At 64.9% G+C, this 24108-nt stretch carries 24 protein-coding genes and 1 pseudogene; 17 read left to right on the top strand and 8 right to left on the bottom strand.

The window, feature by feature from the left end; translation table 11 throughout:
• The first annotated feature begins 111 nt into the window (after nucleotides 1-111).
• The 4 genes from ACOCMM_RS09430 to ACOCMM_RS09415 all read left to right on the top strand — a co-directional run bounded on the left by ACOCMM_RS09430 (nucleotide 112) and on the right by ACOCMM_RS09415 (nucleotide 1476).
• The gene (locus tag ACOCMM_RS09430; protein ID WP_419552903.1) at nucleotides 112-348 is read left to right on the top strand and encodes a type II toxin-antitoxin system VapB family antitoxin; all 237 of its coding nucleotides are present in this window, start codon (nucleotides 112-114) and stop codon (nucleotides 346-348) included.
• Nucleotides 335-727 carry a PIN domain-containing protein gene (locus ACOCMM_RS09425; RefSeq protein ID WP_419552902.1) on the top strand — a complete coding sequence of 131 codons (393 nt, stop codon included), beginning with the start codon at nucleotides 335-337 and terminating at the stop codon, nucleotides 725-727. The genes ACOCMM_RS09430 and ACOCMM_RS09425 overlap by 14 nt, the downstream gene beginning before the upstream one ends.
• 72 nt (nucleotides 728-799) lie before the next feature.
• Nucleotides 800-1057, top strand: a complete 258-nt coding sequence (locus tag ACOCMM_RS09420; RefSeq protein ID WP_419552901.1) for a type II toxin-antitoxin system Phd/YefM family antitoxin — start codon at nucleotides 800-802, stop codon at nucleotides 1055-1057.
• On the top strand, nucleotides 1057-1476 hold the full coding sequence (locus ACOCMM_RS09415; protein ID WP_419552900.1) for a type II toxin-antitoxin system VapC family toxin: 420 nt from the start codon (nucleotides 1057-1059) through the stop codon (nucleotides 1474-1476). The genes ACOCMM_RS09420 and ACOCMM_RS09415 overlap by 1 nt, the downstream gene beginning before the upstream one ends.
• Here the strand turns inward: ACOCMM_RS09415 and ACOCMM_RS09410 are convergent.
• The gene (locus tag ACOCMM_RS09410) at nucleotides 1457-1888 is read right to left on the bottom strand and encodes a cupin domain-containing protein (protein ID WP_419552899.1); all 432 of its coding nucleotides are present in this window, start codon (nucleotides 1886-1888) and stop codon (nucleotides 1457-1459) included. The two genes, ACOCMM_RS09415 and ACOCMM_RS09410, sit on opposite strands and share 20 nt — an antisense overlap.
• A gap of 127 nt (nucleotides 1889-2015) precedes the next feature.
• On the opposite strand from ACOCMM_RS09410, the gene ACOCMM_RS09405 reads away from it, so the two are divergent.
• From ACOCMM_RS09405 to cysC, 7 genes and pseudogenes are all read left to right on the top strand, one after another.
• On the top strand, nucleotides 2016-3065 hold the full coding sequence (locus tag ACOCMM_RS09405; RefSeq protein WP_419552898.1) for a sterol desaturase family protein: 1050 nt from the start codon (nucleotides 2016-2018) through the stop codon (nucleotides 3063-3065).
• Nucleotides 3066-3080: 15 nt separating this feature from the next.
• Nucleotides 3081-3827 (top strand): sulfotransferase family protein, encoded by a 747-nt coding sequence (locus ACOCMM_RS09400; RefSeq protein ID WP_419552897.1) that lies wholly within the window; start codon nucleotides 3081-3083, stop codon nucleotides 3825-3827.
• A 110-nt stretch (nucleotides 3828-3937) separates the two neighbouring features.
• Complete coding sequence (locus tag ACOCMM_RS09395) at nucleotides 3938-5122, top strand: DUF1214 domain-containing protein (protein WP_419552896.1); 1185 nt, start codon at nucleotides 3938-3940, stop codon at nucleotides 5120-5122.
• A 36-nt stretch (nucleotides 5123-5158) separates the two neighbouring features.
• On the top strand, nucleotides 5159-7459 hold the full coding sequence (locus ACOCMM_RS09390) for an SDR family NAD(P)-dependent oxidoreductase (protein WP_419552895.1): 2301 nt from the start codon (nucleotides 5159-5161) through the stop codon (nucleotides 7457-7459).
• Nucleotides 7456-8379: pseudogene (gene cysD, locus ACOCMM_RS09385) on the top strand (sulfate adenylyltransferase subunit CysD). Before ACOCMM_RS09390 ends, cysD begins: the two are co-directional and overlap by 4 nt.
• Complete coding sequence (cysN, locus tag ACOCMM_RS09380; protein WP_419552894.1) at nucleotides 8379-10259, top strand: sulfate adenylyltransferase subunit CysN; 1881 nt, start codon at nucleotides 8379-8381, stop codon at nucleotides 10257-10259. Before cysD ends, cysN begins: the two are co-directional and overlap by 1 nt.
• Nucleotides 10256-10882: an adenylyl-sulfate kinase gene (gene cysC, locus ACOCMM_RS09375; RefSeq protein WP_419552893.1), complete on the top strand. Its 627-nt coding sequence runs from the start codon at nucleotides 10256-10258 to the stop codon at nucleotides 10880-10882. The genes cysN and cysC overlap by 4 nt, the downstream gene beginning before the upstream one ends.
• Before the next feature lie 3 nt (nucleotides 10883-10885).
• Here cysC and ACOCMM_RS09370 read toward each other — a convergent pair whose 3' ends face one another.
• The 3 genes from ACOCMM_RS09370 to ACOCMM_RS09360 all read right to left on the bottom strand — a co-directional run bounded on the left by ACOCMM_RS09370 (nucleotide 10886) and on the right by ACOCMM_RS09360 (nucleotide 12274).
• Nucleotides 10886-11113 (bottom strand): hypothetical protein, encoded by a 228-nt coding sequence (locus ACOCMM_RS09370; RefSeq protein WP_419552892.1) that lies wholly within the window; start codon nucleotides 11111-11113, stop codon nucleotides 10886-10888.
• The gene (locus tag ACOCMM_RS09365; RefSeq protein WP_419552891.1) at nucleotides 11110-11274 is read right to left on the bottom strand and encodes a hypothetical protein; all 165 of its coding nucleotides are present in this window, start codon (nucleotides 11272-11274) and stop codon (nucleotides 11110-11112) included. Before ACOCMM_RS09365 ends, ACOCMM_RS09370 begins: the two co-directional genes overlap by 4 nt.
• 205 nt (nucleotides 11275-11479) lie before the next feature.
• Nucleotides 11480-12274 (bottom strand): maleylpyruvate isomerase N-terminal domain-containing protein, encoded by a 795-nt coding sequence (locus tag ACOCMM_RS09360; RefSeq protein ID WP_419552890.1) that lies wholly within the window; start codon nucleotides 12272-12274, stop codon nucleotides 11480-11482.
• Nucleotides 12275-12394: 120 nt separating this feature from the next.
• Between ACOCMM_RS09360 and ACOCMM_RS09355 the strand changes: the two genes are divergently transcribed.
• On the top strand, nucleotides 12395-12811 hold the full coding sequence (locus tag ACOCMM_RS09355; protein ID WP_419552889.1) for an ester cyclase: 417 nt from the start codon (nucleotides 12395-12397) through the stop codon (nucleotides 12809-12811).
• 70 nt (nucleotides 12812-12881) lie between these two features.
• Nucleotides 12882-14894, top strand: a complete 2013-nt coding sequence (locus tag ACOCMM_RS09350) for a molybdopterin-containing oxidoreductase family protein (RefSeq protein WP_419554853.1) — start codon at nucleotides 12882-12884, stop codon at nucleotides 14892-14894.
• A 41-nt stretch (nucleotides 14895-14935) separates the two neighbouring features.
• Here the strand turns inward: ACOCMM_RS09350 and ACOCMM_RS09345 are convergent, their stop codons facing one another.
• Both ACOCMM_RS09345 and ACOCMM_RS09340 read right to left on the bottom strand, forming a co-directional pair.
• Complete coding sequence (locus ACOCMM_RS09345; RefSeq protein ID WP_419552888.1) at nucleotides 14936-15169, bottom strand: hypothetical protein; 234 nt, start codon at nucleotides 15167-15169, stop codon at nucleotides 14936-14938.
• Nucleotides 15170-15453: 284 nt separating this feature from the next.
• Nucleotides 15454-15618, bottom strand: coding sequence for a hypothetical protein (locus tag ACOCMM_RS09340; protein ID WP_419552887.1), 165 nt, complete (start codon nucleotides 15616-15618; stop codon nucleotides 15454-15456).
• A gap of 136 nt (nucleotides 15619-15754) precedes the next feature.
• Between ACOCMM_RS09340 and ACOCMM_RS09335 the strand changes: the two genes are divergently transcribed.
• From ACOCMM_RS09335 to ACOCMM_RS09325, 3 genes are all read left to right on the top strand, one after another.
• On the top strand, nucleotides 15755-17128 hold the full coding sequence (locus ACOCMM_RS09335) for an LLM class flavin-dependent oxidoreductase (RefSeq protein ID WP_419552886.1): 1374 nt from the start codon (nucleotides 15755-15757) through the stop codon (nucleotides 17126-17128).
• Nucleotides 17125-17790 carry a maleylpyruvate isomerase N-terminal domain-containing protein gene (locus ACOCMM_RS09330; protein WP_419552885.1) on the top strand — a complete coding sequence of 222 codons (666 nt, stop codon included), beginning with the start codon at nucleotides 17125-17127 and terminating at the stop codon, nucleotides 17788-17790. Before ACOCMM_RS09335 ends, ACOCMM_RS09330 begins: the two co-directional genes overlap by 4 nt.
• A gap of 69 nt (nucleotides 17791-17859) precedes the next feature.
• Nucleotides 17860-18849, top strand: coding sequence for a D-2-hydroxyacid dehydrogenase (locus tag ACOCMM_RS09325; RefSeq protein ID WP_419552884.1), 990 nt, complete (start codon nucleotides 17860-17862; stop codon nucleotides 18847-18849).
• Nucleotides 18850-19082: 233 nt separating this feature from the next.
• Here ACOCMM_RS09325 and ACOCMM_RS09320 read toward each other — a convergent pair whose 3' ends face one another.
• Both ACOCMM_RS09320 and ACOCMM_RS09315 read right to left on the bottom strand, forming a co-directional pair.
• On the bottom strand, nucleotides 19083-20261 hold the full coding sequence (locus ACOCMM_RS09320; RefSeq protein ID WP_419554852.1) for a DUF5677 domain-containing protein: 1179 nt from the start codon (nucleotides 20259-20261) through the stop codon (nucleotides 19083-19085).
• A gap of 376 nt (nucleotides 20262-20637) precedes the next feature.
• Complete coding sequence (locus ACOCMM_RS09315) at nucleotides 20638-23505, bottom strand: class I SAM-dependent DNA methyltransferase (protein WP_419552883.1); 2868 nt, start codon at nucleotides 23503-23505, stop codon at nucleotides 20638-20640.
• A 238-nt stretch (nucleotides 23506-23743) separates the two neighbouring features.
• On the opposite strand from ACOCMM_RS09315, the gene ACOCMM_RS09310 reads away from it, so the two are divergent.
• Nucleotides 23744-23968 carry a hypothetical protein gene (locus tag ACOCMM_RS09310; protein WP_419552882.1) on the top strand — a complete coding sequence of 75 codons (225 nt, stop codon included), beginning with the start codon at nucleotides 23744-23746 and terminating at the stop codon, nucleotides 23966-23968.
• Nucleotides 23969-24108 lie beyond the last annotated feature (140 nt).

Here is a 24108-nt window from a genome sequence, read left to right as displayed (position 1 = left end):
AAACTCATTCGCCCGGCCGACTGCCCTGTCCGTATTGTGCCTCGTCGGTGCCGGTCATCGGGCGGGCTGTCGCTATACACCTCAATACACCACTAGGTGTAAAATGTACCCATGAGCCGGACAAACATTGACATCGACGACGAGCTGATCGGACGAGCGATGAGCAGATACGGGCTTAGAACCAAGCGCGATGCAGTGCATTTTGCGCTGGAACACCTCGTCGGAGGCGAACCGATGAGCATCGAGGAGCAATTGGCCACCAGGGGCATCGGTTGGGACGGTGACCTCGATGCCATGCGTGCCGACCGGTTCGGAGACTGGGGACAAGAACCCGATGCTTCTGGCTGACTCATCCGCGTGGGTCGAGCACCTGCGCGGTGCCGATTCCGATGTCGCGTTCGCACTGCTCGATTCGATTGAGCAGCACGAAGTGTCGGTTATCGATCCGGTCGTGCTCGAAGTCATGGCTGGCGCCCACGCCGGGGCTGTCGGCCGAACTCAGCGAGTCTTGGAAGCTCAGCACTTCGAAACTCTGGAACCCTGGCGAGACTTTCTCTCCGCGGCAACGATCTACCGGGAGCTGCGGCGGCGAGGCATCACCATTCGCTCCCAGATGGACGCTGTGATCGCTGCAGTGGCCATCCGGCTCGACACTCCTGTCCTCCACCGCGACCGCGACTTCGACGTCATCGCACTGCACACGCCCCTGCAAATCGTGACTGTCTGAATCAGCTCGACCTCAACATGGGTCACCATTCAGAGGATTATGTAGTAACATTACTACATAACTGGAGGCAGGATGTCCACGATCAAGCTCACCAGCCGCGAGTTCAACCAAGACACGGGACGCGCAAAGAAGGCAGCGCACGACGGACCGGTCTACATCACCGACCGCGGACGGCCCTCTCACGTCCTGCTCACGTTCGCCGACTACACACGCCTCGCCGGAAACCGAGCCAGCATCATCGACCAGCTCGCCGACCCTCCAGGAATCGAGGACATCGATTTTCATGCGCCTGCGTCGCGCCAGACGGCTCAGCCCGCAGCGTTCGATTGATGTTCGTCCTCGACACAAACATCGTCTCCGAGCTCCGCAAAGCACGCTCAGGCAAGGCCAACCGCGGAGTCACCGAGTGGGCGAGCGCTGTGCCCACCGCGCTCATGTTCATGTCGGTCGTCTCGCTGCACGAACTCGAACACGGCGTCCTCCTTGCCGAACGGCGTGACCCGGCGCAGGGCGAACTTCTTCGGACCTGGCTCGACGGCAGCGTGAGCTCGGCCTTCGAAGACCGGCTTCTCCCCGTCACTGCCGAGATCGCCCGCATGGCAGCGGCACTTCATGTTCCCGACCCAGCGCCCTTCCGAGATGCACTCATCGCTGCGACTGCCCTCCACCTCGACATGACCGTTGTCACCAGAAACCTCAGCGATTTCGAGCGATTCGATCAGCTCCGAGTCAGCAATCCTTGGGACTGATCCGTCGGCCGGCGGCGAACACGTCGAGGATCCAGGTGGTTGCCGGCGAGTAGACATCGATGAACACCGCCGGCTCGTCGCCGAGTACTTCGCCGCCGTGCGGCACGCCGCCTGGCGCATACCAGCCGTCGCCCGGCCCGATCTCGGCGGTTTCCTCGCCCAGTGTCAGGAGCATGTGACCCGACAGCAGCAGGCTGAACTGCTCGTGGGGATGACTGTGCATTTCATAGGTCGCACCCGGCTCGTAGACCGCCCGGATCAGGTGCATGTGCTCGCCGGTCACGATCTGCGCTTCGACCTGATCAGCGTCCCAGCGCGTCGTGTCGAGCTCGTCCCAGCGGAAGATGCGCAGACCCGTGATCTCAGCGCCGTGCTCGTTGTAATGCGTCTCGTTCAACAGCGGTTCGTTCATGCCGCTCCGTTGCTCCGACTGAACCGAAATGCGTCTTTCGCCGTTCTCGGCGCCGAACATACACTGGTGTCAGTGGCAGGCTCGCAGACCCGCCGACAGCCGCTCGAGGCACCTTGTGGGTGATGCCGTGCCCTCGTCGCCCGCTGGCGCTCGCACGATGTGGAACTACGCGCCGGAGCTGCCGCTGCGATCGGCGCCATTCCTGCGCTGGCCTCCCCGACCGGGCGCCATCGCAAAGCACCTCGGCCGCACGTGGCTCCCCCTGCGGTCCCGCTTCTTCATGCTGGCGGTGTCGTTCGGGATCTGGGCATGGTTCATGCCATCGCTCGAACGCACCCAGCGCTTCGAGCTCGGCTGGATCTTCGAGGTGTGGCTTCGCAACCTGATCCTCGTCACGATCGTGGCGGGCGGGCTTCACGTCTGGTTCTACGTCATCCGCCGCCAGGGCGACGCCCTGCGCTACGACGCCCGGCCGTTCGGCCGGAACAAGCGAGTGTTCCTGTTCGGGAACCAGGTGCGGGAGAACGCCTTCCTCACGCTCGTACCCGCCGTGCTGATCTGGACCGGGTTCGAATCACTGCTGTTGTGGGCCTACGCCAACGGGTACGCACCGACGATCGCTCTCAGTGACAACCCGGTCTGGTTCGTGGTGTTCCTGGCGATCATCCCGTGGTGGTCCGTCCTGTATTTCTCGGCCCACCACCGGTTGCTGCACACCGGCCCGGCGTACCGCCGCGTCCATTCGTGGCACCACCGCAACGTGAACGTCGGTCCGTGGTCCGGGCTCTCGATGCATCCCGCCGAGCACCTCGTCCTGTTCTCCGACGTGGTGCTGCTATTGCTGGTGCCGTCTCACCCGGTGCACCTCTACTTCATGACCATGCACCACGGCATCGGGGCACCGTTGTCGCACACCGGCTACGACGCCCTGTTGCTGGGGCCGCAGAAGCGCCGGCAGGCCCGCTTCGAGCTGGGCGATTTCCACCACCAGATCCACCACCGGTTCATCGAGTGCAACTACGGCGGACCCGAGTCGCCACTGGACGAGTTGATCGGCTCGTTCCACGACGGAACTCCGCAGGGCGACGGGGTGCTGGCTCACCGCCATCGCGAGCGGTCGAGCACCCGCACGACCAGAAAGGACACCAGAAGGGATCACGGTGCCGGAGCCGGCTGAGCGGGGGGCTCACAGATGTTCTTGATCCTGTGGGCCACACCCCGTTCGATCTCGACGGCGTTCGAATGGATGATGCGCCAGCGAGGCGACTTCGAGTGCTTCCACGAGCCGTGGAACGAGCTCTACTACTACGGCGAGGACCGCCGGTCACAGCGCGACGCCCATGTCCCCGCACGGCCTGGCCACGGCTATGCGGCGTTCTGGGACGAGATCTCCGCGCTCGCCCAAGCGCAGAACGTGTTCGTGAAGGACTTCGCCTACTCCGTCGAGCGCAACCTCGACGATGCCAAGCTCTCGGCGATGACGCACACGTTCCTGATCCGGGACCCGAAGCGGGTTGTCCAGGGGCTCGGCCACTATTGGCCCGACTGCACGTGGGACGAGGTCGGGTTCGGGTCGCTGCATCGCCTGTTCCGCCGTATCGCCGACCGGGACGGCTCGCCCCCGCCTGTCATCGACGCCTCCGATCTGACCGGCGATCCGGAAGGAACCATCCAGGCCTATTGCGCCGCGGTGGGCATCCCGTTCATCGCCGAGGCGCTCTCGTGGGAACAGGGCGAGCGCGCCGAGGTGAGCTGGTACGGCGAGGGCACCGGTCCTTGGCACGACAAGCTTCGCCAGAGCACCGGCATCCAGCCGCCTCGCACCGAATACCCGCCGCTCGAGGAGACTCCTCGCCTTTACGAGTTCTACGAGCGATGCCTTCCACTGTTCGAGGACATGGCGACGTACAAGCTCGATCCGGCGGCGCAAAGGGCGTGAGTCCAGCGGCCCTCCGTTCTTCTCGATCCCGAGGCAGTTACGTCGGCGACACAACAGCGACGGGCAGACCCGGGCTTGTGCCGGGTCGGCCGCCTCTGTAGACGTAGGCCATGCGACGGCTCGCGATCGGTCTCCTTGCAGCGTTTCGAAGGGTCTCGGCATTCGTCCGGCAGGTCCGCGGCAAGACGCTCGACGATGTTGCCGACCAGCGCGTCACAAGCGGCCAGTCCTGGAACGAGTTCTGCGATTCGCTGAAGGCGGCGGGAGCTGCGCTGAATTTCCCCGGCGCTCCGCGGGACCCATTCAGCCAAGCCGAGGGGTACCGCTACCTGAGCCGTCTCGCTCGTGCGGGCCTGAATGCGTTCGTCGAGCACGCCGACCCCAAGGCGCCCGTGCTGCATCGCGTCGTTGACGAAACCACCAAGCTGGGCGCCGACAATCCCGACAACCACTACCTGACCGCTGCGCTCGGCGGGAGCTACGAGTACAAGATCACCGGAAAGCGCAACGACATCGCCTATCTGAGCTTCGGAACACAGTCCGGCAACTACGGCCAAGGCCGCGGCTTGCCTCCCACCGGCTACATCGAATCCGATGAGATCGAGATGGACCCCGACGGGAACTTCGAGCTCGTGCTCAGCAGCACTCCCCAGGGCGCCAACTGGCTGCCGATGACGCCGGAGACCGGAACCCTGGTGGTCCGCCAGACCTACGGGGACCGCAGTGCCGAAACCCCGGCGGATCTGACCATCGAGCGCATCAACTGTCCTCCCGACGAACGCCGCCCCTCTCACCTGACTGCACGGGCGCTGGATGAAGGCTTGAAGAAGGCAGGCGCGCTGGTGATGGGTGCACCCTTGCTGTTCGCCAAGTGGGTACGCGACTTCGCCAAGCACAGCAACGAGCTGCCGATGTTCGACCCGGACGTGTCACTCGCGGCGGGCGGGGACCCGAACATCACCTACTACCACAGCCACTGGGCGCTGGCGCCCGACGAGGCACTAGTCATCGAAGTCATGCCGCCCGAGTGCGAGCACTGGAACTTCCAGCTCAACAACTACTGGATGGAATCGCTGGACTACCGCCACTTCACGATTCATACGAACATGGCCCTGGCCCACTACGAATCCGACGGCTCGGTGCGCCTGATCGTGGCGCACGACGATCCTGGCCTGGCGAACTGGCTCACCACCGCCGGCCATTCGTCCGGCACGATGTGTTTCCGGTGGGTGCGGGCGGCCCAGCATCCCCAGCCGGGGTGCCGGGTGGTCAAACTGGCCAGCCTGCGGGACTAGCCCATTGCCAGGACTCCCCTGCAGCCGGAAGGTGTCATGACTTCCACCGACTACGAGCATCCCTATCGCCCCATCCCGGTCAGGATCTTCAACCGGGTTGGCACCGCAGGCCTGCATGTCGGGCTCTCGGACCGCCTCGACGTGGGCACGCTGCGTGATGCCGCGCGACGCAAGACGGGCTTGGGGGACTTCGGCGACGACGGACACCTGGGTGCCCTCGAGGTGCTCGTCGAGTCAATCAACGACGAGGCCCGCCTGACCCCGACCGGCCGCCAGATTCAGAAGGCACGGCTCGTCGGGGCGCTGGTCCATCGGCTTCGCATCCAGGACCTGCTCAAGCGGCATCCCGAGATCGACGACATCGATCTCGGCACGATCATCCTGGTCACCGGTTTGCAGCGCACCGGCACCACGCTGCTGCAGCGCTTGTTGAATTCCCATCCGGAGGTCCGGGGCATCTCGGGGGCCGAAGCGCTGGTGCCGGTGTCGGCTGCCGACGAGCGGGCGCAGCGGGCTCGCCGATGGCGTGCGGTGCTGGCCCAGCGGACCGTCTCCTACCTGGCACCGGAGTTCATGGCGATCCATCCGGTCGGGCACGACCAGGCGGAAGAAGACGTCCTGCTGCTCGATCTGAACTTCATGAGCCAGTCGGCCGAAGCCATCATGGGGGTGCCGAGCTATTCCCGCTGGCTCGAAGAACAAGACCACACCCAGACCTACGAGTACTTCCGCCGGGTCCTGCGGGTGCTGTCGTGGCAGCGGCCCGGCAGCACCTGGGTGCTCAAGACCCCGCACCACCTGGAGTACCTGGACGTGTTCGGGAAGGTGTTTCCCGATGCGACCGTCGTACAGACCCACCGGGATCCCCGGGTGACTCTCGCATCGTTCTGCAGCATGGTTGCCCACGGCAGAGGCATCTTCAGCGATTCGGTTGGCCCGACTGAGATCGGGCGGCATTGGTGCTACAAGACGCATCGGATGGTGGAGCGGGCCATGCAGACCCGCGCTGAGACTTTGGGCGGTCGATTCGTCGACGTCTCCTACTACGAGCTGACGGATGACCCGATCGGCGAGGTCCGGCGGATCTGCGAGCTGGCGGGGATCGGTCTCGGCAAACGTGCCGAGCGGGAGGCCGAGCAGTACCTGGCGGCGAACCCGCAGAACCGGTTCGGCAAGCACAACTACCGGCTTGAAGACTTCGGCCTGAGCGAGCAGGTCGTCGACGAGACGTTCGCTGCCTACCGGGAGGCCTACGCCATCCCGTTCGAAGCGGCCGTGCGTGAGCCGTCAGGCACCGATCTGTCGTCGGCCGGCGAGACATCTGCTTCGCAAAAGCGGGGACGACCGCAGATCGGCGACGGCGGAATCGTCAACGCGGTGACTGCAGCGGTGCGCGATCTCGGCAACCCGAAGACGCCGGACATCGAACCGGTCCCCGAAGACGTGCGGATCGACGGCAAGACATGTCTGGTCACCGGGGCCAACAGCGGACTGGGCAGGGCTGCTGCCATCGAGCTTGCACGGCGCGGCGGCAACGTGATCCTGGCCTGCCGCCCCGGTCATGAGGGCATCTGCGACGAGATCAAGCGAGCGTCCGGATCGGACACCGTCGAGCTGTTCGAGGTGGACCTCGCAGATCTCAGCTCCGTGCATCGTTGCTGCGACGAGTTGGCGCAGCGAGGCACCATGATCGACATCGCGCTCTTGAACGCTGGCCTGATGGCACCCACCTCTCAGCAGACCCCGCAGGGCTACGACGTCATGTTCACAGTCCACTTCCTGGCCAGCCGGGTGATGATCGACCGGTGGCTGGCCGACGGAGTCCTCTGTCCGTCGGGGCGGAACGGCGAGCCTCCGAGGATCGTGTTTGTCTCGTCGGAATCACATCGGTCGGGGGCGACCATCGATTTCGACCGTCTCGGTGCGTACTCCGACTACGGCATGAAGGACGCTATGCGGCACTACGGGCTCAGCAAGCTCGTCCTCTGCACGTTCGCCACCGAGCTGTCGCGTCGCCTGAACCCGGGCGAGGGCACCTCCGTGGCCGTGCATGCGCTGTGCCCGGGAGGTGTCGCCACGAACATCGCCCGCGATGCCCCGGCGGTGTTGAAGCCGGTCCTCGATCCGGTGCTGCGGCGCTTGTTCCGATCGCCCACCGAGGCGATCGCGCCGATCACTTACCTCTGCTGTGCCCCTGAAGCGGGCGGCTCGACCGGGCTCTACCTGCACCTCATGCAACGCAAGCAGGTGTCAGAGAGCGCAGCGGACCCTGTCAACGGGGCCAAGCTGTGGGAAGCCAGCCAAGTCCTGGTGGACGAATCGAGAGCTTCCGGATGACCGACACGCTGCCAGCCGAGCTGCGGCTGAGCCACCTCCAGCAGCTGGAGTGCGAGGCCATCGGGATCATGCGCTAGGTGGTCGCCCAGTGCGAACGACCGGTGATGCTGTACTCAATCGGCAAGGACTCGTCGGTCTTGCTGCACCTGGCCCGCAAGGCGTTCTTTCCCGGCAAGGTCCCGTTCCCGCTCCTGCACGTGGACACGACGTGGAAGTTCTCCGAGATGATCTCGTTCCGGGACCGGATGGCGGACGAGATCGGGTTCGAGCTGATCACCCACACGAACCCCGACGGCGTCGCGCAGGGCATCAACCCGTTCGATCACGGGTCGAAGAACTACACCGACATCATGAAGACCCAGGCGCTGCGCCAAGCGCTGGACGCGGGCCGCTTCGACGCGGCGTTCGGCGGCGCCCGGCGCGACGAGGAGAAGTCACGGGCGAAGGAGCGGGTGTTCAGCTTCCGGGACTCGCACCATCGCTGGGATCCGAAGAACCAGCGGCCCGAGCTGTGGAATCTCTACAACGGGCGGGTCAAGGCGAGCGAGTCGATCCGGGTGTTCCCGCTGAGCAACTGGACCGAGCTCGACGTGTGGCAGTACATCGAGGCCGAGAACATTCCCGTCGTGCCGCTCTATTTCTCAGCGGAGCGGCCGGTGGTGGAGCGCGACGGCGTGCTGATCATGGTGGATGACGACCGGTTCGTCTTCGAGGCGGGCGAGGTGTCGGAGCTGCGCACGGTGCGGTTCCGCACGCTCGGGTGCTACCCGCTGTCGGGCGCCATCGAATCGACAGCCACCACGCTGCCCGAGATCATCGGCGAGATGGCGGCGGCAACACGCTCCGAACGGGAAGGCCGGGTGATCGACTTCGACCAGTCGGGCTCGATGGAGGAGAAGAAGCGCGAGGGGTACTTCTGATGGACCCTGAGCACGACCTGCTGCGTTTCCTGACCTGCGGCAGCACTGACGATGGCAAGTCAACCCTGATCGGCCGCCTGCTGGCCGACTCGAAGCAGATCTATTCCGACGTGCTCGCGAGCCTCGAAGCTGACTCGGTCACCCAAGGCTCGGCGGGCGACCGGGTCGCCCTGGCGCTGCTGTTGGACGGTTTGCGGGCCGAGCGGGAGCAGGGCATCACCATCGATGTCGCCTACCGCAACTTCTCCACGGCCCGGCGCACATTCATCATCGCCGACACCCCGGGCCACGAGCAGTACACGCGCAACATGGCGACCGGCGCATCGACCTGTCAGCTGGCGGTCATCCTGATCGATGCCCGCCACGGGATGCTCCCCCGGACCAAGCGCCACAGCTTCATCATCAGCCTGCTGGGCATCCGCCATGTCGTCGTCGCAGCCAACAAGATGGACCTGGTCGGCTGGTCCGCCGAGCGGTTCGCCGAGATCTGCGAGGACTACCGGTCCTTCGCCAAGACGCTCGACTTCGGCGAGCCGTATTTCCTACCGTTGTCGGCCCTGCTGGGCGACAACGTGGTCGTTGCGGGCGACAACCTCGGCTGGTTCGACGGGCCGCCGCTGCTGGAACATCTCGAGACCGTCGATGTCGATGCCGATGTGGACCTGGAGCACCTCCGCATGCCGGTGCAGATCGTCACCCGGCCGAACCCTGAGTTCCGCGGGTACGCCGGCACGGTTGCTTCGGGGGTACTCCGGCCAGGCGAAAAGGTGGTGGCCCTGCCATCGGGGCTCGGCTCGGCAGTGGAGCGCATCGTGACCTTCGACGGCGACCTCGACGTCGCCGGACCGGGCCGGGCGGTGACGGTGACCCTCGCCGATGAGATCGACATCAGCCGCGGCGACTTGTTCGTGAAGCCTGGCGACGAGCCGCAACGTGCTCACGAGCTCGATGCGATGGTGGTGTGGATGGACGACGCCGAGATGGAACCCGGCAGCTCGTACCTGCTCCAGTCGGCCAACACTGTTTCGAATTGCACGATCCGCAGCCTGCGGCACCGGGTCGACATCAATACCGGGGCCCATGAGCCGGCGCTGGGGTTGGGGCTCAACGACATCGGACGCTGTGTTGTGGCGTCGGACCGGGAGCTGGCGTTCGACCCGTACCGGTCCAACCATGCAACCGGGTCATTCGTGCTCGTGGATCGGCTCTCGAACGCCACCGTGGGTGCGGGGATGATCGTCGGCGCCGCCTCTGCGTGGGATCACGCGCCCGACGCTGCGCTGGTCCGGCAGCGCTCAGAGATCAGCGACGCCGAGCGGGCCATACGGTTCGGCCAGCAGCCGTGCACCATCCTGCTGACGGGGCTCACTGCTGCGGGCAAGTCCACCCTTGCCACCGCGCTCGAGCGTGAGCTGTTCGACCGGGGCAAGGTGTCGATCCGCCTCGACGGCGAGAACGTCCGCATGGGCATCTCCCGGGATCTGGGCTTCAGCGCCCAGGAACGCTCGGAGAACCTGCGCCGGGTGTCGGAAGTCGCCCGGCTGGTGAACGGTCAGGGGCTGATCGCGATTGCCGCCCTGGTGGCGCCCAACGGCGAGGTGCGCCAGCGTGCCCGTGACTTGGTGGGCGTCGACCGCTACGTGGAGGTGTTCGTCGACACGCCGATCGAGGTGTGCCGCGAGCGTGATCCCCACGGCCTGTACGCGATGGCCGACAGCGGCGAGATCCTCCGGTTCCCCGGCGTTACAGCCCGCTACGACCGGCCGGCAGACGCCGACCTGCGTGTCGACACGTCCACCGAGAGCGTCGACGAGTGTGTGGCAGCGATCGTGCGGGTGCTCACCGAGCGAGGCTTCCTCCGAGGACCGAGCACGCCGTGAACGACGGCGCTGGGGACGGGGACGCCGCGAACCAACCCGTCTCGCGCAACATCGTCCGCGCCGAAGGGCGGGTCAGCGGCGCCGACCGCGAGGCACACTTCGGCCACGCCGCCGTGACCGTGTGGTTCACCGGGCTCTCTGGCAGCGGCAAGTCCACCCTGGCGTTCGCCCTCGAAGAGGCGCTGCTGGAGCGTGGCGTCGCTGCCTACGTCCTCGACGGCGACAACGTCCGCTTCGGGCTCAACCGTGACCTCGGTTTCTCACCTGAGGACCGCACCGAGAACATCCGCCGGATCGGCGAGGTGTGCCGTCTCTTCCAGGATGCGGGCATCGTCGTGCTGACAGCGTTCATCTCCCCCTACGTCGCCGATCGCGACCAGGTGCGTGCCATCCACCCCGAAGGCACGTTCATCGAGGTGTTCGTCGACACGCCGCTGGAGGTCTGCGAAGCCCGCGACCCCAAGGGCCTCTACGTGAAGGCTCGCGCCGGCAAGATCCCCGATTTCAGCGGTATTTCCGCCCCCTACGAGCCGCCGCCATCACCCGAGATCACCATCGACACGACCCAGCCCCTCGACGCCTGCATCGCCCACCTCCTCGCAGCGCTCGGCGCAGCGCTTTGAGCCTCATTCCTTGCAGATCTTGGCGATCGTTTGGGGCGAGGCGTTCGCGACAGCGGCGATATCCCGCAGCGATGCTCCGTTTGCCTGGGCAAGCCGGATCGCAGTTGCCCATTGCGATGCCAGATCTTCCTTTTGACGGGTCAGTCTGCGAACGACGTTGAGAGCTGCCCCCTCTGAACTCGTGGCCATGTCGAGGCCAGAGAGATCCCAAATCGACTTGACGTTGCTCATCGTGCCTCCTCGATGCTGCGCAGCAGCTTCGCGATCACGTCCCGGATGATCACCGCTGCGACAAGCTCGTCGCTTCGACGTTCCACGATCTCGACGACCGCACCGAGTGCCTCCAGAGTGTGCGCCAGCTCCGATTCGTCGAGATCAACAGTGATCCGCACGCCGAGGAGCTTAGCCCTAGGATGTCCAATTAATTGACAGTGCGTCTATTCAGCGAACACGTCAAAGACGGCATACAGCCCCTCGGCATGCCCCTGATGTCTGACGCACCGTTCCTCGTCGCGCAGCCGGTCAACCGCAGCGCCGACCCCGGCGACATATCGAGGTTGAATGCCCGCTTCGAGGTCTACTGACCGCAATGCGCGGCTAGTCCCAGGTGCCGAATTGGAAGGCTTCGCTGGGCAGTGTTCGCCAGTGCTCCCAGACTTCCGGGTCGCCGGCTGTGACCTCGATCCCCGTGTGCGGTCGGCCCCACAGTCCGAGCAACACTTGGATCGGCGGCCCTTCGACGACCACGGCTACCGGCAACGCTGACTCAGGCAGCGGCTCTATGTTCACGCTGCCGACCTCGCTGCCGACCTCGCTGCCGACCTCGCTGCCGGCATCGACGAGCCGAGCAGTGAGCCGACCCGGGTCGCGTTCGAGCACGCGACGCATCGCCTGCAGGAAGAACCGGCACGTGTAGTCGGCGGCATCGAGCGCCTGTACCGGGGTCATGGAGTGTACCGGCGTCATGGAGTGCTCGTGACCCAGCGCCGACTCGACGTCGAGGCGGTGCATGCCGAGCTCGGATGCCGCGTGCCAGGCCCACAGCCGTGCGGTGCCTTCCCCGCCGGTCATCGAGAAGTAGCACTGCCGATCGGGATCGTCCACGAGGTGGTCGATCGCCGAGTGGGCCCACGCTGCAAGCTCTGCCTTCGGGGTGCCGGCGGGCTGGCGACCGCTCCGCTCGTACCCCCGTGCCCGGGACTCGGGATCATCGGGGGACGACGTGATCATCTCTTCCCACGCGATCCCGACGCGACCGATGTGCGAAGCAGCGTTGTACACCGTCCAGCCAGGACAGTTCGGAACCGGCACCGCCTGCTCTTGTTCGGTGCGGCCGTAGATGTAGTCAATGGCAGACCGCGCCGCCGCGACCCGCTCAGCATGATCCAGCATCGTCGACCCTTCTCGCCGCCACTATTCTCGGCGCGTACTTCGCCGATGCGACATTCCCACTCGCCGCGTGGTCAACCGATCCGACTATCCAGACAGCAACACGACACAGGGAGCCATGCCATGGGACAGATCAACGAGACGGCCGCCGCGTTCTTCGATGCGTGTGAGACCGGTCAGGGCTGGGACGGCTGTGCCCAGTACTGCACGCCCGATGCGTCGTTCGCTGCACAGTCCGAAGCGATCGGCGACCTCACCGACCTGCGCTCGTATGCCGAGTGGATGAAGGGCACGCTGATGATCCTGCCCGGCGCGACCTACGACCTGAAGTCGTGGGCCATCGACGAGGGGCGCAGCAGCGTCCTGGCCTATGCCGTGTTCAACGGCACCCACACCGGCGAGGGCGGCCCGGTGCCGCCGACCGGCAAGTCGGTCAGCTCGGACTACGTCTACGACATGCGGTTCGAGGGCGACAAGATCGCCCACATGACCAAGATCTGGCACTCCGGCGTCGCCCTGCAACAACTCGGCTGGGCCTAAACTTCGACGCCAGCGCTACCACCAGATCCGCCGGGGTCGAGGTGTGCCAGGAGACCAGATCGTGACGCCAATGCGGACGAACTGCCCACGTGACTGCTACGACAACTGCGGGATCGTGGTGCGCTCCGGCAAGGGCGGTCGGGTCATCGTCCAAGGCGATCCCGATCATCCAGTCAGCCGAGGAACGCTGTGCGCGAAGTGTGCAACGGCCTACAACGGCGTGTGGCAGGACCCCGAGGCCCGCCTCGCCACTCCGCTCCGCCGGGTCGGCCCGAAGGGCGAAGGCGCATTCGCACCCATCAGCTGGGAAGACGCCCTGGCCGAGACCGCGGAACGCACGCAGCAGGTCGTCGACGAGCGCGGCCCCGCGGCCGTGCTCCACACCCACTACTCGGGAACGATGTCGATGCTGGCGTTCATGTTCCCGCTGCGGTTCTTTCACCGCTTGGGCGCGACCGAAGTAGAGCCGGATTCGATCTGCAATCTGGCCGGACATATCGCGTGGACGTACATGTTCGGCACGTCCGTTGCGGGATTCGACCCGCGCACCGCGGCCGATTCATCGTGCATTCTCGTGTGGGGCGCCAACCCCTCTCACAGCGCCCCGCACATGGACAAGAACTGGCTGGGAGACTTCGACGGGTCCGTCATCGTCGTGGATCCGATACGCACGGCCACCGCGGCTCGGGCCGATCTTCACCTCCAGCCGTACCCCGGCACCGACGCCGCGCTGGCGTTTTCCATAGCGCACGAACTCGGCGCCATGGCGGCCTTCGACACCGAGTTCATCGCTGACCATGTCCAAGGCGTCGCCGAAGTGCTCCCCGCCATCGAGACGTGCACGCCGGAATGGGGTGAGGAACAAACGGGTGTCCCGGCTGGTGACATCAGGCAGGCTGCGCGGCTCTATGCGGCCGGGCCGGCGCTTCTGTGGGCCGGTCAAGGACTCCAACGTCAGCCCACGGGCGCAAATGTCATGCGTGCCGTCGGCTTGCTGCCGGCGCTGACTGGCAACATCGGCAAGCCCGGCGCAGGAATCAGCTACCTCAATGTTGCGGCGGCCATGCTGGGCGCGGACTTCGACGAGCTGTCCGGCACGTCACTGGCCCAAAACGGCGCTCCCAAGGTCAACCACATCGGCCTTGCAGCCAAGCTCGAGAACCCCGAACGATTCGGGGCGTTGTTCAGCTGGAACACGAACCCGGTCGCCTCGGCTGCCGAGCAGGACAGGCTCCGCTCGGCACTGTGCCGTGAGGACCTGTTCACCGTCGTCGCGGACTGCTTTGCGACAGACACGGTCGACTATGCCGACATCGTGCTCCCCGCCGCGAGCTTCCTGGAATTCGACGACCTCACGTTCAGCTATATGTCACCGATCGTGGGAGCGCAGCAAAAAGTCCGAGAGCCAATCGGCGAGGCGCTGTCGAATCAAGAGATCTTCCGCCGGCTCGCTGGGGCGATGGGCCTTGACGAGCCAGAGCTCCACGAGACCGACGACGTGTTGATCCAGCGGCTCCTCGACCAACTCGACCTCGGCCTCTCCTTTGCCGAGCTGGCAGAGCGAGGCCACGTGTACCTGGGCCGTGAGCCAGTCGATTTCTTCGCCGACCGACGATTCCGCACCCCGTCGGGTCGAATCGAGATCGCATCTGACGCTGCAACGGCGGCCGGTTTGGGGCGGGCTCCGGTCCCAACGGCTGACGCCCGTGAAGCCGACGGGATCTTCCGGCTTCTGTCGCCTGCCTCACAGTGGCGGCTCAACGACTCCCACGCCAACGACCGCACCATTGGCCGGCGAGCTGGTCCTGCAACCGTCACGATCCACCCTGCAGACGCGGCCGATCTGGGCATCGCGCACGGCGACCCGGTCCGCATGCAGAACAGTGCCGGCCAACTCGAGGTCGAGGCGAACGTGGCGGACATCGCACCTCGTGGCGTTCTTGTCAGCTACAAGGGACGTTGGCCCAAGCTGGAACCCAGCGGGGCCAACGTCAATGTCCTCCACGAGGCCATTTCTTCCGACATCGAGGGCTGCAGCGCAGTGCACGCCACGCGGGTCACGCTTGAACTAGCTCAAGGCTGACAATCTGCCGCAGTTCCGGTAGGGGACTCGCTCGCGTCTTGTTACGCGACCGCCGTCGGACCGCGCTCGGATGCCTGCCTGACGTCTACATCGATCTCGATGCCGTCCGGCGCGATGTCAAGCAACTCGGCGATCACCGATCGCGCAACACGCTCAACGTCACTCCTGCGGCGCGCCTGGCTGACACCCAGCATGTTGCGAGGCAGACCATGGGTGATCTCGATCTCCCACCAGTCCCCGTTTCGTTCTGCAACGGCCCTAAAGGGTGCTCTCACGAGTCCTCTCCTTGCGCCACGCGCTCAAGGTGCGCCTCCGGCTGGTTGAGAATCGTCCGTGCGGTTCCATCTGCAATTCCTCGGTGCCTCGGGACTGGAAACCGAAAGCCAGCACACTCCCAGATCTCATGCTTGCCCTGGCGCAGGACGACGGCGGTACAGCCATACGCATCGGCGAGCCGCCGGATTCGACGCACCAACTCCGTTCGCCTTGGCACGGTAGTTGTCTACGACAGCCGAGACAAGAAGTACAAAGGGATTCTTCAGAAAAACGCCGCGAGACCTCAGAGGCCGAGCACCGCTCGGAGGCCGTCGTCGATGGCGTCGATGAGCGCCCCGGGCAGCTGCCCCGCTGCGTCGGACAGCCACGAGCGGTCGATCAACTCCAACCCGAGCGGCGCCGCGACGGAGTCCGTCGGCAGACCCGTCACTGCGGCGTTGAGCAGCACGTTGCCGGCGAGTCCCGCCCGATCGATATTCGACGTCAGAGGTACGACATGTGTCTGCCAAACCTCGGCTCGATGGCTCGCCGCTGCGGTCGCGGGCGGCGAAGCAACCCTCGTTTATGTTGAATGAGGGGCCACTATGCGACGAGAGATGCATCTGAGTGCCTTCATCCAGGCGTCTCCGAATCATCAGATCAAGGGGATGTGGAAACACCCTGCGGACGAGACGTCGTGGGGGTACCGGACGCTCCGCTGGTGGCAGCATCTCGTGCGCATCCTGGAGAGGGGTTGCTTCGACGGGATCTTCTTCGCTGACGTGCTGGGCACCTACGACGTATACGGGGCGAGCCGCGAGGCTGCGTTGCGTGGTGCGGTCCAGATTCCCGGCATCGACCCCACGCTGCTGATCCCCGCGTTGGCGGCGTGCACCGAGAACCTCGGTTTCGCAGTGACTATGTCGACCAGCCACCACGCTCCCTACCACACGGCCCGGCTGTTCTCGACTCTCGACCACCTCACCGCAGGCCGTGTCGGCTGGAACATCGTGACCTCGTACCTGTCCGACGCCGAACGTCAAGGACTCGGCGAGATCTTGCCCCACGACGCTCGTTACGACCGGGCCGACGAGTACGTCGATGTCTGCTTGAAGCTGTGGGAACGCAGCTGGGAAGACGGCGCGATCGTCCTCGATGCCGAGGCCGACACGTTCACCGACCCGGCCAAAGTGCACGAGATCAACCATTCCGGTGAATGGTTCACGGTCGAAGGGCCCCACATGGTCGAACCCTCCCCCCAGCGCACACCGGTGCTGTACCAGGCAGGAAACTCGGCGCGCGGTGTCGAGTTCGCTGCGAACACGGGAGAGGTCGTGTTCATGTCTGTGCCAGGCAACGACCGGGGTGCCGCTGTTGTGGCATCGCTGCGCGAGCATGCCGTGGCAGCCGGCCGAGATCCCGAACAGATCAAAGCCCTGCAAGTGGCGCGGGTTGTGGTCACCGAGACCGATGCGCAAGCCCGGGCGATGCGAGACGAGTGGTCACGGTTGTTCTCCGTCGACGGCTACCTCGCTCTCTACGGTGGCTGGACGGGCATCGACTTGGGCGGTCACCCGCCGGACACGCCGATCGACGACATCGAGGCGAACGCGATCCGCACCCAAGTCGAGCGCTGGAAGCTGGAAGACCCTGACAAGACCTGGACCGTCGGCGATGTCGCCCGAAGGCTTTCGGAGACCGCCGGCGGGCTGGGGTTTGTGGGCTCACCGGCCACCGTTGCCGATCAGATGGAGGCATTCATCGAGACCACCGGCGTCGACGGTTTCAACGTGACGACGGCTCCGGTCCCATGGGGCTTCACCCAGGTGGTCGACTGCCTGGTGCCCGAGCTCCAACGGCGCGGCCGGTTCCGCACCAGCTACGAGGGCAATACCTTCCGGGAGAACTTCTTCGGCGCCGGCCAACGTCACCTGCACCCCACCTACCCCCGTCCGAAACGAAACAAGATCAGACCATGATGCCTGCCACCAACCCGTCGATCGACTCAGCCCGCGTCCGTGCCCTCGTCGTCGAAGCCGTCACCCAATCGGCCGAACTCATAGCCGCCCCAGCCACAGCCGAGCAATGGGACCAGCCCTCGGCTCTCGAAGGCATGACGGTCGGAGCACTCTGCGCCCACCTCGTACGCGCCGCCGGCGCCACCATCGCCTACCTCGACCGCACCCCACCCGACCGGCGCCCCGACGGCGACCTCCTCACCGCCGTCACCTACTTTCACGCTGCGGTCGACTCCCCCGTCCACGACCAGATCAAGGACGTCTCCGCTGCCGAATCGGCCATCGGTCACGAAGCCACCGTGGACAAATGCCGCCAACTGGTCGCCGACCTGGAAACACGACTGGCCGACGAACCCACCGACCGCCTCGTCGCCGCACTGGGAGGCCGACTCCTCACCCTCGACGACTTCTGCCGCACCAGACTGATCGAAGTACTCCTCCATCTCGACGACCTCGCCGTCAGCACCGGCCAGACCCGCCCGACCACCGACCCACTCGGCCCAGCCATCGTCATCGAGATCTGCATCGACATCGCCCGAAACCGCAACGGCGACTGGAACGTCCTCTACGCCCTGACCCGAGCAGAACGCTCAAGCGACACCGCCGTCTTCCCCGTCTTCTAGTGCCCGACCGACGACACAGCGGCTCGTCCGTGCCGATCTCCCTCTCCACCACCGGAAGCCATATCTGACATGGACACGACCGCAAAGTTCGTGTTGATGGACCCGCCCTCGGCGCCGGGCATCCCGTCTGCGACGGTGCTTGAGACGTGGGCGCAAGAGCTCCGCGCCGAATGCGAAGAACTCGAGGTTGTCGTCGCGAGAACCGACGCGGAGGTGCTCGAGCAACTCGTCGATGCCGATGCCGCGTACGGCGTGCTGCCGCAGGGTTGGCACGCGCCGCGGCTGCGCTGGCTGCAGGCCCCGATGGCCAACCCGCCGCTGGGTTACTTCACCCCTCAGATCGCTGAACATCCCGTCGTCGTCACCAACATGCGCGGCGTGTACAACGACCACATCGCCACCCACGTGATGGCGTTCATGCTCGCCTTCGCCCGCGGGCTGCCGCACTACGCACACGGCCAGCGCAACCGGGAGTACCGGCGTGGGGTTGCCCCGGTCCTGCACCTGGCGGACTCGACCGTGCTGTTCATCGGCGCCGGCGGCGTCGCCCACCAAGCGGCCCGATACCTGCAGCCATGGGGACCAAGGGTCGTGGCCGTCGACGCCCGCCCCGAGACCACGGCAGGTGGGGCGATCGGCACCGTGTTCGACGCCGATGCCCTCGAATCCCAGCTGCCGCTGGCCGACGCAGTTGTCATGACCGTTCCCCACACACCGGACACTGAAGGAATGCTGGAGCGGCGGCACTTCGCGCTGATGAAGCCCACGGCGGTATTCATCAACATCGGGCGGGGCCAGACCGTCGTGCTCGACGACCTCGTCCACGCGCTGGAAGCCGGCGAACTGGCGGGCGCCGGCCTCGACGTCTTCGATCAGGAACCGCTGCCGCCCGACCACCGCGTCTGGACACTGCCCAACGTGCTCATCACCCCGCACGTCGCAATGGTCGGCCCCGACATCGACCAGCGCCGGTACGAACTCATCGCCGACAACTGCCGCCGCCTGCTCGCCGGCGAGCCGCTCCAATTCGTAGTCACCGACAAGATCCTCGGCTTCTGACGACAACCACGTGCATCCCAAGATCTCTACGCGTCCCGATGCACTCGTTGAGCCGAACGGTGTTCTCGGTCATTCGATCGCCTTGAACACCGAGATCAGCCCACGACGCCGGCCGCCGGTGTCAGGCAACGTCGAGGAACTTGCGACGAGCAATCCGGATGATCTCGCTGGTGGTGGTGTGATCGGCTTCGGCTCGAGTTTTGGATCGCCGCCTTCAGCTCCTGTTGCCGAATTCACGTCATCGTGACGCCGTCCCGGCTCGCTGGTGGAAGCGTCCCTATTCGGTACAGAGTTTCCTGGCGCAGCTCGCCACGAGCTGCCGCTGTCACAAGAGCATCTTCAAGGTCCTCCTGCTCGACGTCTAGCTCGGTGGCTAGGCCCTCCGCTGTCATGGGTATTCCCGACTGCAGGATCGCTCGCGCCCTCTCGACGAGATCAGTGATCACTTCTTCCTCGGCTTCCTGCCGTGCATGCACTTCGGCCAGTTCTTCGATTGCGTGACCCATCAAATTGAGGATCGTTTGGTGTCGGATCAAGGCCGAGACCTGATCTGCGAATCCGTCATCTTCGGATTCGGACGATTCGTCGATCGCATACGCCAGTAGCCCAGCCGAGACGCCGTTGAGGGCGATGAGCATGCATTGAGCGGGATCAGTAAGACCCGAGTCTGACGGTCCGGCCCACACAAAATCGATCGGTGCGAGGCTCTGGATGTTCCAAGTTGTGCCCTTTGGGGTCGCGTGCGTTCCATGAGAGGCCATCCGGTAGAACCCTCGCCAGTGGTCCAGCTCGACACGCTCTTGGAGATGCTTGAACCTTGGTGCGCGACCTTCGAATAGCGGAGCAGCCCATCCGTAGTCCTTCAAAAAAGCGGAACCGAACTCGTTCTCCAGTTCTGCTCGAATCTGGTCGCGTTCCGCAGCCGTCCAATCGGGAGGCTCGAATCCAAGGGCTTCCCATGTCTCTTCGTAGTCCTCCTGTCCCCTGAGGCTCTCGATGCCCTCATGAGCGAGATAACGCCGACTCAATTCCTCACTGCCGTCCACCAGCAGCAGAAAGACGACCCAGACCTCGTGCAGTGTCCGCCATCTAGCAAGCGCCCCTGACGAATAGCCGCTTCGGAGCAGCACCATGACCTCGCGAGCGGTCATGACGGCTTTCCCGTGAAGTCGAATCAACGCTTCAAACTGCTCGTGGTTATCTGTGGTCGCCAGGACTCGGAGACGGTCGTTTACCCAACTACCAAATTCGAAGGCTTGGTCGACCACAAGGTCCGCCAAGTCAAGGCCACGTCCCCATCGGGCTTCGAGGCGAGCCTCGAACGCGGCCACCTGCCCCACAAGTTCGCCATGCGCTTGCCGAGGTCGAGCAACTGCATTTGCTGTGATCTCGTCTGCAGCACGCCGACACATCTCGACAAGGTCCCCCGGTTTCGAGTCTTCGGTTGAAACCGTTTCTGCCCAGGCGAGTAGTTCGGCGGAAAAGGCGTCGGGCCAATAGCTGTCGTCGTCAGACACAGGTCTAGCTTGCCTTGATCGAGTGGCCGATGAGGAGTTGCACATCGAGTGCTCTGTGACGCATGAGGTCGGCGATCAGGTCGCCCCTCCTCCACCAAACCAGCGCTGCTCAACCGACAACGTGGCCCAACTGAGGCAAGTGCAACATCGCGACGTTTGCCTGCCAAACGCTCGCGACATGGTGTCCGGCGTCCGTCGTCGGGCACCTGTCGGGAGAAAGGCACCTCCATCGAGCTGATCATGCAAGAGGGATCCTCGACCAGCCTCTCGCTTAGGTTCGAGACTGACGGATTTCGTTGAGCGCAAGTAGCTCCCGGAGAACGTCGTCATCCGAGAGGTCAGCTGGCCAGCCGTACGCTGCAGCCACCGCCTCGTCAAGGGAACCATGTGCGTCGGCCAGCCACTGCGGGCGAGTGTTGTAGAGGTTGGTCAGCGTGCGCTTCTTGAGCGCCGTTGTCGCCTCTTCGTCGCGAGGAATGGGCCTCGTCGGATACCCGGGGACCGGTTCGTCGATCCACTCGACCCATTCGGGAGGGTTGAGCCAGCGGTCACGCAGCTCGACGAGACGTCGAGCCGCCGCGGCAATGGCCACGGCGCGCGGATCAGAGTCGTAGTCGGTTGCCGGTACGTTCGGCGCCAGACCGGACGGGAACGGGAACGTCGCGAAGGTGGATGTCGGTGTATAGCGCGGGTCGTTTCCCTTGCCGAGCCATGTGCCGCGGCGTAGGGACCAGATCTCGTGGAAGCGGCTGTGCAGTATTCCGAAGGTCGTGTCGTCGTCACGAACGACGACGATCAGCTGATGGTCGGGACAGACGCGAGCATCGAGCCAGACGAACAGGCGGTGCTTGGCAACGGTGGGAGTGGCGATGTAACGCTGCAGGTGTTCAAGCGCTTGCCGCATTCTCGGTCGTGGTTCCGCGTGGCGCCACCAGTACTTGCGGTATGAGTCGCGCCGGTTTTCTAAGCGGCCAGGGCGAACATGCTCGACGACCCACTCGAACGGTTCTTGATACAGGGCCGCTTCGGGCTCGCCTGTCTCGACCCCGAAGTCGATGACCCACTTACCTGCCGGCCGCCGGGTCACGTCCATCCCGTTGGCCCACGGTTTGAGTACGTCTGCGTTCGTCCGTCCGTGCGGGTTCGCCGGCAATCGGAGCCACTCTCGCGCCCGGTCGCCCTCGATGTCGAAGGCGCCTCCTTTTGTGTTGCCCATGAAGGCCACGCCGGCGTTCTCGGCAAGCCGGGAGGCTTTCGTCAGATCGACGCCGACCCCGCCGCTTTGTGCCGTCAGGTCTGTGTAGATCACATCCGCCGTCATGCCATCGAGGCGCGAATCGATCACGAAGTCGTCGTCGGTACGCGAGAAGCAGACCAGCGACACCCGCACCGCCGCTCCGTCGATCATCCACGGCTCGTCGCTCCACGCCTCGAAGATCCGCCGATTCTCCGTCGCAGCCTCCAAAGCCCCGCGGTTCGCGCCGCCTCGAATCGAATTGGTTGCAACAAGCCCGGCCCTGTTCGCCCTGCCAGACGCGATCTGCTGGCCGGCTTTCTCGAACCAGTAACAGACGAGGTCCGCTTCCGCCGGCACGCGGCCGGCGTAGGTCGCGAACAACTGCGACACGTAGTCCTCGCCCAATCCGCCGATCAAGAGCTTGCCGCCCAAGAACGGTGGGTTGCCGATGACGACATCGGCTTCTGGCCAGTCCGGTTCGGTGTTGTCCGGTGTCAGGATGGCATCGCGGCACTCGATGGTGTCGAGCGGCTTGAGGATCGGGTCGCGCGACTCGGCGAACCCGTTGCGCCGCATCCATTGAATCTCGCCGATCCACACCGACACACGCGCCAACTCCGCGGCGTAGGGGTTGATCTCGATGCCCTTCACATTCGCTGGACCGATCTCAGGGAACGCCCGCTCCAAACCGAGCGCCTCTGCTTCGAACTGCACCCGGTGCTCCAAGTCCTTGAGCGCCTGCAGGGCCAAGTACAAGAAGTTCCCCGAGCCACACGCAGGATCAAGCACCGTGAACGATCTCAACCTGTTCAGGAACTTGCGATACCGCTGTGCGGCCTCATTTCGCCGCCTGGTGCGGACAGCAGACGCAGTGGCGGCATCCGCACGCTCCAGGTCCGTAGCGATCACCTCTTTCTGCGCTTCCCACTCTGCGAGCAATGGGCGGACCACTACCGGCTCGACGATCATCATGATCTTGTCGCGGTCCGTGTAGTGCGCACCAAGCTGTGCGCGCTTGTCGGGGTCCAGTCCACGCTCGAACAGCGTGCCGAGGACCGACGGATCGATCTCCGACCAATCGAGATTCGACGCAGCCAGCACGGTGTCGATGTCGGACGTTTCCAGCGGCAGCGCCGCATCATCGTCGAACAGGCCGCCGTTGAACCAGGCGACCGACTCGAAGCCGATCCGTCCTCCGGTGGCCATCACCCGGAACAGATCGCCGGCGAGGTCCACGAACTGCGCCGGAGCCCGACGCGCCTCCTCCAGCAGCCGGGTGAACATGCGGTCGGGCAGGAGGCCAACATCCTCCGCGAACATGCAGAACACGAGCCGGTTGACAAAGTGCGCGACCTCGTGCGGGTCGTACCCGCGTCCCCGAAGCGTTTGCGCGACTGTCGAGAAGGAATCCGCCGCCTGCTCAGTGAGTGCTTGCCGGGTGTTGTCCGGCCGCAGGCGCTCAGGGTCTGAAAGAGCCCACTTGAGCAGGTCGCGGGTCTCCGCATCAGCAAGGTCCGCAAGGTCGAACTCATAGACCTTGCTGACGCTGTTCGTCCAATTGGTGCGGATGCGGAACCGCTCCATGTCCGAGACGATCAGCAGAGGCGGATTCTCCAGCGCCAGGGAGTACTGCCGGAGCTGCCCGAATGCAGTATCGAGGCCCTTCCGCTTGCCCTTGTACTCCCAGGCGAAGTGATGGCGCTTCCACACATCGGCCCAGCCGTCGCCGCCAGAGTCCTTGCGAGCTCCGCGCTCGAAGCAATATGACTCGCCGTGCGGGTCCACGTCCGCTGGCTTGGGCTCGCCGAGCAACTCGCAGAGATCGAGGAAATGCTGCTGCGACGCTGAGCGCTCGGTCAGCGTGGATGCTCGCCACTTACTGATGAAATCGTACGGCGTCACGCGAACTCTCAGAGTATCCGGTCCGCGATGGAGGCGGCATATGCCCAACGGCCTCCGGTCGTCGGCCAAGGCAGGTGTGCTGACCGTGTCGCTCCGCCTAACTCAACGCCCCCCCCAAGAGCCTGCGTGAAAGCCGATGAGACTCAAGGGGCAGCCCCATCCGTGCGGTCATGCGGGCGCAGCGCGGCGCCTGCCGGAATCCCGAGCCCGCGACTTCGCCGCACATAGGCTGCGGCTCATGTCAGAACCGGTCGACCTGAGGCTCATTGCTGCGAACCGATTGGTTCATGCGCTCACGGAATTCGAGGATGCAGTACAAGACGCGATGCGACTCGCGGGCAGCGCTCCACCGATCAACTTCACAGACAGCACGGCAGAGACCCCGGCGGACGTGGCACACCAATCGCTGCTGTTCTTCGGCCCCGCCGTCGTCGCGAAGCTACGAGACAACCTCGACGCCTAGGCGTCTGGGCCTGTCAGATGCTCCCTTGATCTGCGCGGGTTGCTCGGCTCTACATGGCTGCGGCTCAACTTCAGCGCCGACCCCATGACACGCGGCAGCGTCGGCGCCGAGTGCATCTCTCGAGCACCTAGGCGTGCGCG

Origin of the sequence: Candidatus Poriferisodalis sp., assembly GCF_965198245.1 — a bacterium.
In the GTDB taxonomy this organism is placed as follows: Bacteria; Actinomycetota; Acidimicrobiia; order Acidimicrobiales; family Poriferisodalaceae; genus Poriferisodalis.
This window is presented reverse-complemented; position numbering and strand designations above follow the sequence as displayed.